Annotated in this window: 13 protein-coding genes; all 13 read right to left on the reverse strand. The window is 70.7% G+C overall.

What is annotated here, in order from left to right:
* Positions 1–25 precede the first annotated feature (25 nt).
* The 13 genes from D3272_RS04675 to D3272_RS04735 all read right to left on the reverse strand — a co-directional run bounded on the left by D3272_RS04675 (position 26) and on the right by D3272_RS04735 (position 12,688).
* Positions 26–1,024 carry an acetamidase/formamidase family protein gene (locus D3272_RS04675; protein ID WP_129217989.1) on the reverse strand — a complete coding sequence of 333 codons (999 nt, stop codon included), beginning with the start codon at positions 1,022–1,024 and terminating at the stop codon, positions 26–28.
* A 26-nt stretch (positions 1,025–1,050) separates the two neighbouring features.
* Positions 1,051–1,761, reverse strand: coding sequence for an ABC transporter ATP-binding protein (locus D3272_RS04680; RefSeq protein ID WP_129217990.1), 711 nt, complete (start codon positions 1,759–1,761; stop codon positions 1,051–1,053).
* Entirely contained in the window at positions 1,754–2,515 is a 762-nt protein-coding gene (locus tag D3272_RS04685) for an ABC transporter ATP-binding protein (protein WP_129217991.1), read from the reverse strand. Before D3272_RS04685 ends, D3272_RS04680 begins: the two co-directional genes overlap by 8 nt.
* Complete coding sequence (locus D3272_RS04690) at positions 2,515–3,612, reverse strand: branched-chain amino acid ABC transporter permease (RefSeq protein WP_129217992.1); 1,098 nt, start codon at positions 3,610–3,612, stop codon at positions 2,515–2,517. Before D3272_RS04690 ends, D3272_RS04685 begins: the two co-directional genes overlap by 1 nt.
* Positions 3,613–3,615: 3 nt before the next feature.
* On the reverse strand, positions 3,616–4,488 hold the full coding sequence (locus D3272_RS04695) for an ABC transporter permease subunit (RefSeq protein ID WP_129217993.1): 873 nt from the start codon (positions 4,486–4,488) through the stop codon (positions 3,616–3,618).
* 79 nt (positions 4,489–4,567) lie between these two features.
* Entirely contained in the window at positions 4,568–5,779 is a 1,212-nt protein-coding gene (locus tag D3272_RS04700; RefSeq protein WP_428977962.1) for an urea ABC transporter substrate-binding protein, read from the reverse strand.
* Positions 5,700–6,431 (reverse strand): ANTAR domain-containing protein, encoded by a 732-nt coding sequence (locus tag D3272_RS04705; RefSeq protein WP_129217995.1) that lies wholly within the window; start codon positions 6,429–6,431, stop codon positions 5,700–5,702. The genes D3272_RS04700 and D3272_RS04705 overlap by 80 nt, the downstream gene beginning before the upstream one ends.
* Positions 6,428–7,585 (reverse strand): transporter substrate-binding domain-containing protein, encoded by a 1,158-nt coding sequence (locus D3272_RS04710; RefSeq protein WP_165361218.1) that lies wholly within the window; start codon positions 7,583–7,585, stop codon positions 6,428–6,430. Before D3272_RS04710 ends, D3272_RS04705 begins: the two co-directional genes overlap by 4 nt.
* 292 nt (positions 7,586–7,877) lie before the next feature.
* Positions 7,878–8,225, reverse strand: coding sequence for a putative quinol monooxygenase (locus tag D3272_RS04715; RefSeq protein ID WP_129217997.1), 348 nt, complete (start codon positions 8,223–8,225; stop codon positions 7,878–7,880).
* Positions 8,222–8,983 carry an SDR family NAD(P)-dependent oxidoreductase gene (locus D3272_RS04720; RefSeq protein WP_129217998.1) on the reverse strand — a complete coding sequence of 254 codons (762 nt, stop codon included), beginning with the start codon at positions 8,981–8,983 and terminating at the stop codon, positions 8,222–8,224. Before D3272_RS04720 ends, D3272_RS04715 begins: the two co-directional genes overlap by 4 nt.
* 24 nt (positions 8,984–9,007) lie before the next feature.
* Positions 9,008–10,426 carry an amidase gene (locus D3272_RS04725; RefSeq protein ID WP_342634162.1) on the reverse strand — a complete coding sequence of 473 codons (1,419 nt, stop codon included), beginning with the start codon at positions 10,424–10,426 and terminating at the stop codon, positions 9,008–9,010.
* Entirely contained in the window at positions 10,423–11,937 is a 1,515-nt protein-coding gene (locus D3272_RS04730; protein ID WP_129217999.1) for an amidase, read from the reverse strand. The genes D3272_RS04725 and D3272_RS04730 overlap by 4 nt, the downstream gene beginning before the upstream one ends.
* Positions 11,938–11,968: 31 nt before the next feature.
* Positions 11,969–12,688 carry an ABC transporter ATP-binding protein gene (locus D3272_RS04735; RefSeq protein ID WP_129218000.1) on the reverse strand — a complete coding sequence of 240 codons (720 nt, stop codon included), beginning with the start codon at positions 12,686–12,688 and terminating at the stop codon, positions 11,969–11,971.

The raw sequence follows: 12,688 nt of genomic DNA on the forward strand, positions 1-12,688 counted from the left end.
CCTTCGGGGGCGAGACGGGCGAGGTTCAGCGCGATGCGTCGAGGATGCGCTTGGCGATCGAGGCGCCGAGCGTGTATTTCGGGTCCACCATGTTGCCGAGGCGAACCTTGCCGCACATGGTCAGCAGCAGGTAGGCGTCGGCTTCGGTGAAGCCGAAGTCGGCCGCCATCCAGCGGATGAGTTCGCGATAGGCGATGCGGGCGGCATCCTCCATGGGCCGGGCCGAGCCGATGGTCATCAAAACGTCGGCGGTTTCCAGCCGGGGCCAGTGCAGCGTCCAGCCCTTGATGAGGTCGACCTGCACGGTCGTGACGCTGGGGTGTTCGAGCGCCACGCCGCAGAGTTCGCCGTCGCCCTGGATGGCGTGGCAGTCGCCGAGGTAGAGCAGCGCCCCGGGCGCGTTGACGGGCAGGTAGATGATCGAGCCCGGCGCGACGTCCGGCAGGTCCATGTTGCCGCCGTAATAGTCGGGGACCAGGGACGAGATCGCCTCGATCTCGGGCGAGGTGCCGATGGTGCCGATGAAGGGCTCGTAGGGCAGCGTGAGCCGGTCGCTCCACTTCACCCCGCCCTCGGCCGTCACCTCGACCTTCTTCACGCGCTCGGCCAGCGGCGCGTTGAGCAGCGCCGTGGCGCCGGTGCCGACGAGGCCGCCGAATTCCGGGATGAGGCAGGTCGTGCCGACGGGCTGGGGACCGCGCGGCCGGATCGACCTGATGTGGACGGCGAGGCAATCGCCCTTCTCGGCCCCCTCGACGTAGATCGGCCCGTTCTGGGGGTTGAGGAAGGGGAAGTTGAGGATCTCGCTCGGCACGTCGGTCTCGTGGCGGATCTTGCCCTCGAAGGCGTCGTGGGTTTCGCACGAGATCACGTCGCCGGGCGCGACGCGCAGGACCGGCTCGGCGAAGGGGCCGTAGACGTAGTGGTACTTGCCCTGCGCGGCCTCGGTGAGGCTGTGCTCGGCGCCGGCCTTGCCGCCGGCGACGCCGCGGCGCGCCATGATGGATTGATCGATCCAGGACATCGTCGTCTCCTCCGTGAAAGCCCGGCTCAGACCGCGAGGTGGCGCCGCACGATGTCGCGGTCGTCGAGCATGGCGGGTGTGAGTTCGGCCGTGACGCGGCCCTTGTCCATGACGAAGCAGCGTTGGGCCATGGCCCGGATCATGTCGATGTTCTGCTCCACCAGCACGATGGTGAGGCCGGTGCGGCGGTTGAGGTCGACGCCGATCCGGGCGATGTCCTGCACGATCGAGGGCTGGATGCCCTCGCTCGGCTCGTCGAGCAGCACCAGGCTGGGGCCGCCCACCAGCACCCGGCCGATGGCCAGTTGCTGCTGCTGGCCGCCCGACAGCGTCCCGGCCGCCTGGCGGCGGCGCTCCCGCAGGATGGGGAAATAGCCGTAGATGGCGTCGTAGTCGGGGTTCGGAGCGCCCCGGATGCTCATCCCGACCTTCAGGTTCTCCTCGACGCTCATGCGCGGGAACACGTCGCGGCCCTGGGGCACGTAGCCGAGGCCGAGCCGCGCGCGGGCATGGGCCGTGAGGGCTCCGATCTCGCGCCCCCCGAAACGGATCGACCCCGCGCTCGGCGGCAGCAGGCCGATGATCGCCTTGATCAGGGTCGACTTGCCGACGCCGTTGCGGCCGATCACCGCCGTGATCTCGCCCCGCGGGATGGCGAGGTCGATCCCCTGCAGCACGGGCTTGCCACCGTAGCCGGCCCGCAGGCCCGCGATCGTCAGCAGGGGATCCTCAGCCACGCTTCGCCTCCCCACCCGCCGGCTGCGGGGCACCCCGTTCGCCGTGTCCGCGGCCGAGGTAGATCTCGGCCACGCGCTCGTCGGCCACGATGGCGTCGATCGACCCCTGGGCGAAGATGCGCCCGAAATGCAGCACCGTCACCCGCGTCGCCACCTGGCGCACGAAGGCCATGTCGTGCTCGACCGCCAGCACCGTCACGCCGTCGCGGTTCAGCGCCCGCACCATCTCGCCCGTCGCGCGGGTCTCCTCGGGCGACATGCCCGCCGTCGGCTCGTCGAGCAGCAGCAGCTTCGGCTTGAGGCTCACCGCCATGCCGATCTCCAGCCACTGCTTCTGGCCGTGGCTGAGGTTGCCGGCGGGCTCGGCCGCGGCGCCGGCGAGGTTCAGGAACCCGAGGAGGCGGCGGACCTCCCCGCGCAGGCCGTGCCCGGCGAGGTGGTGCTGGAGCGCGATCTCGAGGTTCTGGGCGACGCTGAGCGACGCGAAGATGCCGGGCACCTGGAACTTGACGCTGATGCCGCGGCGGATGCGCTCGTGCGGCTGCAGCCGGGTGACGTCCTGCCCATCGTAGAAGACGGCGCCGCTGGTGGGCGGGAATTCGCCGAGGATCAGGCGGAACAGCGTGCTCTTGCCGGCGCCGTTGGGCCCGATGAGGCAGTGGAGCTCCCCGGCCTCGAGCGCCAGGTCGACGTCCGACGTGACCTGGAGGCCTCCGAAGCGCTTGTTGAGTCCGCGGGTCTCGAGCAGGGCCATCACGCCGCCTCCCGGCCGGGGTCGACCGCGTCGGCGGCGCGGGGGCGGCGCCGGCCGAGCCTGCGCGGCAGGCGGAACAGCGCCGTCACCAGCCCGTCCGGGGTCAGCAGCACGGTGACGACCAGCAGGAGGCCCATCGCCACCAGGGCATATTGGCTGCCGTAGATGGTGAGGAACTGGAAGGCGCCGAGCAGCAGCAGCGTGCCGACGAGCGTCGTGGTGAGGTCGCCGCGTCCCCCGACGGCGACCCAGATGATCGGCAGGGCCGCGGCCGTCAGCCCCATGCTGGAGGGCGTGATGTACTGGCCCCAGCTCGTGTAGAGGACGCCGCTGAGCCCGGCCAGGGCGCTGCCGATGACGAAGGTGGCGAGCTGGTACTTGCGCACGTCGTAGCCCAGCATGGTGGCGCGGTGCGGGTTCTCGCGGATCGCCACGATGACGTTGCCGAAGGACGAGTTCACCAGCAGGCGCAGGCCGAGGTAGGTCACGACCAGGAGGGCCAGGGTCACGTAGTAGAGGGGCACGTCCGGGCTCAGCACGAGGTCGTCGCCGGGCCAGGGGACCGTCAGGGGCGGCATCCCGCTCATGCCGTTGAAGCCGTTGAGCCGCGCCGCCCCCACGTGCCATTCCGGCCCGGCCGTCTGGGCCATGAAGCGCTCGAAGACCAGCGTCACCGCCAGGGTCACGATGCCGAGGAAGACGCCGCCGATGCGGCCGAAGAACAGGAAATACCCCAACACCGCGGCGAAGAGCGCGGAAGCCGCGACCGCCAGCAGCGTCGCCACCAGGGTGAGGCCGTGGTCGGCCCCGAAATCCAGCGTCACGACGCCGTAGGCGTAGCCCGAAAGGCCGAAGAAGGCGGTCTGGCCGAAGCTCAGGGCGCCGCCGTAGCCCCAGATGAGGCACAGGCCGAGCGCCATGAACACCCAGTCGAAGAAGTAGATGGTGTTGCCGACCGTGTAGGCGTCGGTCAGCAGCGGATAGGCGGCGGCGAGCGCCACCGCGAGGGCGGCGATGCCCCAGAAACCGGGGCCGCGGCCGAGGGTCTGCGGGCCTTCGAGGCGGCGGAGGAAGCGCAAGGGGGATCTCCGGTCCATGGCTCAGGCGCGCTCGCGCAGCATCAGCCCCGAGATGCCGCGCGGCAGCACCCGGATGACGAGGATCACGGCCACGAGGAGGCCGATCTGGCCGGCGAGCTGCCCCTCCCAGGTCGTCATCCCGCTCTTGATGAAGCCCAGCACGATGCCGGCCGGCGCCGTGCCGAGGAACACGTCGCCGCCGCCCACCACCACGGTGACGAAGGCTTCGGTGATGAACTGCACGCCCATGGTCGGGACCAGCGTCATGGTGGGGGCGTAGAGCCCCCCGGTGGCGCCGGCCAGCGCCGCCCCGATGCCGAAGGTGAGGCTGTAGATCAGCCGCGTGTCGACGCCGAGCGTTTCCGCCATGTGGGGGACCTGGATGGTGGCCCGCGCCAGCACGCCGAAGCGCGTGAAGTTGAACAGCACGTAGAGGCCGAGCAGGATCGCGGCCGCGACGCCCATCAGCACGAAGCGATACACCGAATAGGACAGCGCCCCGATCTCGACCGACCCGAGCGGGGTCGAGATGTCGCTCAGCGAGGGGCCGAGCAGGATCAGCGTGCCCTGCGACGCGATGAGGCTGACGCCCCAGGTCGCCACGATGGTGTCGAGCGGGCGGCCGTAGAGGTGGCGGATGACGAGACGCTCCAGCACCATGCCGGCCGCCCCGGCCGCCAGCGCGCCGCACAGGACCGCGAGCGGCAGCGGCACGCCGAGCTTGGCGACCGTGACGGTGGTGTAGGCGCCGCCCATGATGAACTCGCCGTGGGCGAGGTTGATGACGCCCATCATGCCGAAGATGATCGCCAGGCCCGAGGCGCAGAGCACCAGAAAGGCCGCGGCATCGCCGAACTGGTAGAGAAAGCCGATCACGGCATCGAAGCCCGGCATGGATGGTGGTCCCCCTTCGAGAAACGCCCGTCGAGAGCCGCGGCCGCCGCGGCCCCGGCTCTCGACGGTTGCGCCCTTGTCAGCTCTTCGGCGGCGGGTTGCTCGGCGTATATTGCGCGTTCGGGTTCTTCTTGGTCAGGTCGCAGCCCGAGTCGCCCAGCCAATAGGGTTTCACGTCCGGCCACACCTTGGGGAAGCTGATCGAGTGGTCGTCGTTGACCTTCGCCAGGTAGATGGTGTGCGACATGTGCTGGCTCTTCGGGTCGATGCACACCTTGCCCTCGGGGGCATCGAAGCAGACGTCGCCCTTGGCGATGACGGCCCGGAGGTCGTCGCGCTTGGTCGAGCCCTTCGCCCGCTCCACCATCTCCTTGTAGAGATACACCGCCAGGTAGGAGTTCTCGGCCTCCTGGTTGATGTAGGGCTCGTTCGGGAACTTGGCGTGCCAGCGGGCCACGAAGGCCTTGCTGGCGGGGTTGTCGACCTCCTCGATCCAGTTGGTCGTCACGTACATATTGGCGAGGCTCGGCGGCTTGAAGCGCTTGTGCTCGTAGGCCTGGCCGACGTTGACCGAGGAGCCCATCGGCACATGGAGGTTCGCGGCATTGGCCTGCTCGTAATACGACGACTGCGCCGTGCCCACCAGCAGCGTCATCAGGATATCGGGCTTGGCCTTCTGGATGTTCTGGATCGTCGAGGAGAACTGCGACACGCCGAGCGGGATGAACTCCTCGCCCACCATCTCGCCGCCGTTCTGCTTGACGATGTTGCGCACCCACTCCGCCGAGATCTGTCCGAAGTTGTAGTCGGCGGCGATCGTGTAGATCTTCTTGCCGAACTTCTCCATCATCCAGGGGATCAGCGTCGAGAACTGCTGCTCCGGCACCGCCCCGGTGACGATCATGTGGGCGTCGCAGACGCCGCCCTCGTATTGGTTGTTGTAGAAGGCGAGGCCGTTGAGCTGGTCGACGATGGGCCGGTAGGCCTCGCGCGAGGCCGAGGAGAAGCCGGCGAAGACCGCGTCGACCTTGTCGCGCTGCAGCACCCGGCGCATGAACTCCTGGTAGCGCGTGTTGTCGGACTGCGTGTCGTAGATCACGAGGTCGAGCTTGCGACCCGCGATGCCGCCCGCGGCATTGATCTCGTCCGTGGCGAGCTGGATGCCGTGGACCTTGCCGATAGTCGCCAGGGCGAAGTCGCCGGACTGGTCCTCAAGCACGCCGAGCTTGATCGGGTCCGCCGCATGGGCCGCCATCGGCATCAGCAACGCCATCGCGGCGGCCGTCATCATCAGGGTACGTCGCATGTCGGTGGTCCATCGGTTCGCGTGAAACTGTCGGCCATCCGGCCGGTATCGTGCCGCCGCCCTCCAGGAGGAGAGCTTCGCAGAACTCTTCGAGCTCCAGGCGGCGCCGCATGCTTTCGCGCCGCAGCCGGGCATAGGCCTCGTCGTCGTCGAGCCCCTGGCCGCGCACCAGCGCCACCACGGCCTTGATGACGAAGCGGCGGCCGTTGCGCCGTCGCTCCCCTTCGGCGAGGCGCGTCTCCATCGCGCGCAGGCGGCGGAAGTTGTTCACGCCGAGGAACAGCGCCGAATACACGGTCGCGGCATGCACGGGCTTGCGCAGCAGGGCCGTGACGCCCGCCTCCGTCAGCAGCTTCAGGCGGCTCGGCGCCTCGATGCCAACGATGCCGATGCCCGGCACGAGCGGCAGCGCGCTGCCCGGGGCCAGCACGACCTCGGGGGCGAGCGGCTGGTCGCCGTCGATGAACAGCACGTCGCGGTCGCGGTCGAGCCCGGCGAGGTCGACCTCTTCCATGCGGGCCGTCTCGACGCCGAGCCTGGCGAGGGTCCGGTCGAGCGTGTCGGGGGCGAAGTCGGGCCCGGCCCACAGGATGGCGCGCATCCCGCGGAAGTTCTGGATGAGGCGCCGCTCGGTCATGAGGCGATCCTGAGCCGGGGGCGGGGCGCGAGCGCGCCGAAGCGCGACGCGCTGCCGATGAGGTAAGGGTCGGCGCGCACGGGCGCCGGCGCCTCGGCGAGGATGTCGAACTGGCCGGCGGCGTTCGAGCGGCCGATGCGGGGCGTCAGGGCCGCGTGCATCGTCTCGGGGTCGATGGCGACCTCGCCCCCGGGCGCCCGCAGCACCTGGCGGCCGACGGCCGCCTTGACGGCACCGATCTCGTCCGTCCCGGCGGCGGCGAGGGCCTGGGCCAGCAGCATCACCGCCACGTAGGTGGCTTCGGCGTCGGCCGACACCGCGGGACCGCCCGGATGGCGCGCCGCATAGGCGGCCCGGAAGCGATCGTTCTCGGGCGACGCCAGGGAGGCGAAGTAGACGCTCGACGTGATGTGGCCGTCCATGGCGCCCGGCCCGATGGCGGCGAGCTCGGGCTCCGACAGCGTGCAACTCGCGACCGGCAGCACGGCGGGCTGGTCGAGGCCGCGGCGCCCGCAGGCGGCCCGGAGGTCGCGCACGAAGCGGTAGGAGGAGACGCCGATCAACGTGTTGAAGACGAAGGCCGGACGTTCGGCCAGGATGGCGGCGATGACCTGGTCGAAATCCGTCGACCCCACCGCGAAATAGCGCTCGGCCAGCACCGTGCCGCCGGCCGCCGCCATCGCGTCGCGCATCACGCGGTTGTTCTCCCAGGCCCAGATGTAGTTGGAGCCGACGCAGAAGGCCGTCTGGCCGACGTGCCGCACCAGGTAGTCGGCCAGGGGCAGCAGGTGCTGGTTGGCGACGGGCCCCGTGTAGACGACGTTCGGCGAACTCTCGAAGCCCTCGTAATGCGACGGATACCACAGCAGGGCATCGGCCTTCTCGAACTGCGGGATGATCTCCTTGCGGCTCGACGACGTATAGCAGCCGACGACGTGGCGAACGCCGGCGGCCAGCATCTCGTCGCCGAGCGCCGCGTAGCGGGCGAGTTCGCCGCGCGGGTCGCCGAACCGGGGGACGAGCCGCACCGGCAGCGGACCGGCATTCACCGCCTCGACGGCCAGGAGCGCGCCCGCCAGCATGCCGGTCGACGCTTCCGCGTAGGGCCCCGCGGTCGAGATGAGCAGGCCGATGGGGAAGGCGGTGACGGTCACGTCGAACGATTCCGGTGGCGGGCCTGTCCGGGAGCGGACGGCGGGTGGCGCCATTGCCAGGAGGGAAGACGTTCGGGTCGACCGCGCCGCTTTCGGCAGCACTGCCAGGCGGGTCGACTGTGGACGGCGCCGGCTGCACCCGTCACGGCTGCTGATCGTCACCGACCACCGGAAGCTATCGAGTGTTCACGCCGCCCGCTAGCCCCTCGTTGCTGTCATGCTGCGGATTTTATGGCCTCTCGCTGCGTAAACGAGCGCCGTTCTGATCGTGGAACGGCACCGGCGGCCCATGTCAGGGCGTGCTCGGCGCCATCGCTCCCGTGTGGTCCTGGACTTCGTCGCCGATCAGGACCGTGACGGCGCCGAGCATGCCGCGCGTCGCGGCGAAGAAGGCCTGGGAGGCGGCCCCCTCGTTGTGGGCCCGCAGGGCGTCGCGGTCGCGGAAGCGCTCATGCGTCAGCAGCACGGGGGCGTCGCCGTCGATCCTCACGACGCGGTAGCCCAGCGTGCCGGGCTCTGCCGCCACCGCGAGGCCCACGGCCAGGAGGGCGGCCTCGACGGCATCGGCCGTCCCGGGGAGGCACGGGATGACGGCGGTGAGGCAGACCGGGCCGACCGTCGTCTCCGGCGTGCTCCTCACAGCTGCACGCCGCGCGTCAGCGCCCCGTCGACCACGAGGTTGGTGCCGGTGACGAAGCTCGCCGCCGGGCTCGCCAGGAACACGGCGGCATTGGCCATCTCCTGCGGCGTCCCCATCCGGCCGGTCGGGTTGAGGGCCAGGGCCGTCCGGTAGAGGTCGGGATTGCCGTCCTTGATCTGGTTCCAGACCCCGCCCTCGAAATAGGTGTTGCCGGGCGACACGGAATTGGCGCGGATGCCCTTTCCGGCGAGCTGGAACGCCAGCCCCTGGGTGTAGTGGATGAGGGCGGCCTTGAAGGCCCCGTAGGGGCCCGCCGCGAAGTCGACCTCGCGGCCCGACACGCTGGAGATCGTCACGATGCTGGCGGCCGCGCTCGTGGCCAGCGACGGCATGGCGGCCTCGACGAGCCGCACGCAGCCCATCATGTCGACCTCGAACCCCTTTCGCCAGCTGTCCTCGTCGGCGCCGATCGAAAGTGCGCTGACGTTGGCCACCACGATGTCGATGCCGCCGAGCGCCGCCGCGGCTTCGCCCACCCAGGCCTTGAGGGCGGGAGCGTCGGCGATGTCGAGCGCGGCGCCGAAGCACCGCACGCCGAGCGCCGCGACCCGCGCCTCGGCGGACGCCACACCGGCGGCATCCCGCGCGCAGAAGGCGACGTCGGCCCCTTCGCGCGCCAGCGTTTCCACGATGGCGCGGCCGATGCCCTTGGTGCCTCCCGTGACGACGGCTTTCAGTCCCTTGAGGCCGAGATCCATGGCGCTTCTCCCGTGATGCCGCCGTCAGTGCTGGGCCGACGGGCCTGGACGGCGGCGGTGCCAGTCGCTGGCCTTCTGCATGGCATGGCCGGCGCGACACAGCAGCGCCTCGTCGAGGTGACGGCCGACGAGCTGCACGCCGACGGGGCGGCCCGCCGCCGTGGCGCCGGCCGGCAGCGTGATGGTGGGCTGGCCCGTCATGTTGAAGGGGCAGGAGTAGCGCAGCAGGTTGGCGATGCCGCGCTCGGATTCGGCGGCCTCCAGCACGCCCGCCATGGTGGGGCCGCTCAGCCCCTGCACGGGCAGGAGCAGGAGGTCGATGCCGGCGAAGGCGGCCTCCACCCGGCCGCGGAACGCGAGCCGGCGCACCGCGATGCCGTGCATGTCGACCGCGCTCACGCCCGCCGCGATATCGAGGAAGGTCGACAGGATCGAGCCGTAATCGGTCCGGCGCGACGGGAAGGTGTCGGCATGGAACGACGCCGCCTCGACGGCGCAGAGCGTGAACCAGTCCCTGAGGATCTGCGACGCGTCCGGGAAGGCGATCTCGACGATCTCGGCCCCCAGCGTCCTCAGCAGGTCGCGCGCCCCTTCCACCGCCGCCAGCGCATCGTCGTCGCAGCCGAGCGCCATGAAGGCCGGCGCGACGCCGATCCTGAGGCCCGCGACGCCGCCGTCGATCCCGGCGAGGTAGTCGGGCACCGGCGCCAGCAGCGCCGTGGGGTCCTTCGGGTCGGCGCCCGCGATGGCGCCCAGCATGGCGGCGGCGTCCTTGGCCGAGCGGCACATGGGGCCGATCGTGTCGAGCGTGGCGCCGAGTTCGAAGGCGCCGTGGCGGCTGACGCGGCCCCAGGTCGGCTTGATGCCGGTGAGCCCGTTGGCGGCCGAGGGGAAGCGGATCGAGCCGCCCGTGTCCGAGCCGATCGACCCGTAGCAGAGCCCCGCCGCCGTGGCGACGCCCGAGCCCGACGAGGAGGTGCCGGGCCAGGCCTCGGCGTCCCAAGGGTTGATCGGCACCGTCATGTCGGGGTGGTAGCCCGCATAGGCGCCCTCCGTCATGGCGAGCTTGCCGAGGATCACGGCGCCGGCGGCGCGCAGCCGCGCCACGACCGTCGCGTCCTCGCCCGCCCGGAAGCCGCGGTGGATCGCCATGCCGGCCGCGGTCGGGGCGTCGTGGGTCCAGAGCAGGTCCTTGACGGCGAGCGGCACGCCGTGGAGCGGTCCGCGCGACCCGCCCGCCGCCAGGTTGCGGTCGGCCGACGCGGCTTCGGCGAGGGCGCTTTCCGCCATCACGGTCTCGTAGGCGTGCAGCGCGCCGTCCCGGGCGGCGATCCGCTCCAGCATGGCGCGGGTGAGTTCGACCGAGGACAGGGCGCCCCCCGCGATCTGCTCGCCAACCTCGACGAGGCCGCGGAAGGCGAGATCCTCGGGCAGGGCGCTCACAGGGCCCTCCAGTCGGTGGCCTGCTCGAAGGCCGCGGCCGCGGCGTAGATCGTCGCCTCGTCGTAGTCCTTGCCGATCAGCATCATGGAGATCGGCAGGCCGTCGCCCATGCCGCAGGGCACCGCCATGGCGGGATGGCCGGTGACGTCGAAGGGCGCGGTGTTGGGCAGCATCTCGAAGGCGCGCTGCAGCACGAGGCCGAGCGGCGCGTCCGGCGGCGGGATCGGCGTCGCCTTCATGGGCAGCGTCGGCATCAGCAGGAGATCGTAGCTGCCGAGCGCCGCGTCGTAGGCGCCCTTCAGCCGGCGCACCAGGTTCTGCGCCTTGGCGTAGAAGCGCCCGCGGTACTGGGTCAGGAAATACTGACCGACCAGCATGGTGATCTTCAGCGTGTCGGACAGGCTGTCGGCCCGGTCGCGCCAGGCCGAATGGGCGTCGAGCAACGGGACGTTGTAGAGCCCCTTCCAGTTGAAGCCCATGCCGTTGCCGAGCATCATCTGCATCTGGCCGCCCTCGCTGGCGACCGGCGTCCAGATCGCGGCGCCGGCGAGATGCAGCGGGATCGAGACCTCCTCGACCACGGCGCCGAGCTTGCGCAGGTGCTCGGCGGCGGCGCGGACCTTGGCGTCGACGTCCGCCTCGCTCTGGGGAAAGCCGAAGCCTTCCCGGACGACGCCGATCCTCAGGCCGGCGACGCCGCGGCCCAGCGCCTGGGTGTAGGGGGCGACCTTCGGCGCGTATTGGCGCGGGTCGAGCCCGTCGGCTCCCGCCAGCACCTCGAGCATCAGGGCATTGTCGGCGACGGTCGCCGTCATCGGGCCGGTGTGGTCGATCGTCGATTCGATCGGCATCACGCCCGTGTAGGGGACGAGGCCGTGGGTGGCCTTCATGCCGACGATGCCGCAATAGGCGGCCGGGATGCGGATCGAACCGCCCTGGTCGCCGCCGATCGCCATGTCGACCTCGCCGGCCGCCACCAGCGCGGCCGAGCCCGAGGAGGAGCCGCCGGCCGAATAGCCGCGCCGGTGCGGGTTGTGCACCGGTCCCGTCGCGTTGGTATGCGACCCGCCCGAGAAGCAGAAGTACTCGCAATGCGCCTTGCCGAGGATCGTGGCGCCGGCGTCGAGCAGCCGCGTCACGACCGTGGCGTCGACGTTGGGCACGAAGCCCTCGAGGCTCGCCGCCCCGTTCATCATCGGGACGCCGGCGAGGCACACGTTGTCCTTGAGCGCGACGGTCTTGCCCTTGAGCTTGCCGTCCGGCGCGCCCTTGACCTCGCTCTTCACGTACCAGGCGTTGAGCGGGTTCTCCTCCGGGCTCGGGAAGCGGCCGGGCGTGCGCGGGTAGGTGACCTGCGGGACCTCGTCGGGCATGGCCTCGACGAGGTCGTAGGCGGCGAAGCTGCCGGCCATGTGGCCGAGGAACTCCTCGACGCGCTCGGGCGACAGGTCCATGCCGAGGGATTCGGCGATGGCGCTCATCTGGTCGAGCGTGGGACGGGCGACGGCCATGATGTCCTCCTTGCCTTGATGGGGTGGCGGCTCAGGCCGCCATGCCGACGAGCTCGGCCACGACCTCGGGGTCTTCGAGCTGGTCGGGCCTGAGCTCGCCCGTGATCCGGCCCTTCTGGATGACCAGCACGCGGCTCGACAGCGCGGCGATGAAGTCGAGGTTCTGTTCGACCAGGATCATGCTGACCCCGGTCTTGGCGCGGAGGCCCTGCAGGGTTTCGGCGATCTCCTCGATGATCGAGGGCTGGATGCCCTCGGTGGGCTCGTCGAGGAGGATCAGCTTCGGCCGCGTGCACAGGCAGCGCGCCAGGGCGAGCAGTTGCTGCTCGCCGCCCGACAGCGCGCCGCCCTGCCGGTCGAGCAGGCGCGTCAGCCGCGGGAACAGCTCCAGCGTCTCGTCGATGATGCCGCGGTCCTCGCCGCTGCCCTTCTGGCGCCCGCCCGCCATGCAGCCCATGCGCAGGTTGTCGCGCACGCTCAGCGCCGGGAAGATCTCGCGCCCCTGCGGCACGTAGCCGAGGCCCAGCCGCGCCCGCGCGTGGGGCTTCAGGTCGGTGATGTCGTGGTCGAGGAAGGTGACGCCGCCGGCCGTGGGCGGGATGAAGCCCATCAGGGTCCGCATCAGCGTGGTCTTGCCCATGCCGTTGTGGCCGAGGATGCCGAGGAACTCGCCCGCCTTCAGCTGAAAATCGATCCCCATCAGGACGGGGACGCGGCCGTAGGCGGCCTGGAGCGCTGCGACGTCCAGCAT

The sequence above is a fragment of the Lichenibacterium ramalinae genome (genome assembly GCF_004137085.1).
Taxonomy (GTDB): Bacteria; Pseudomonadota; Alphaproteobacteria; order Rhizobiales; family Beijerinckiaceae; genus Lichenihabitans; species Lichenihabitans ramalinae.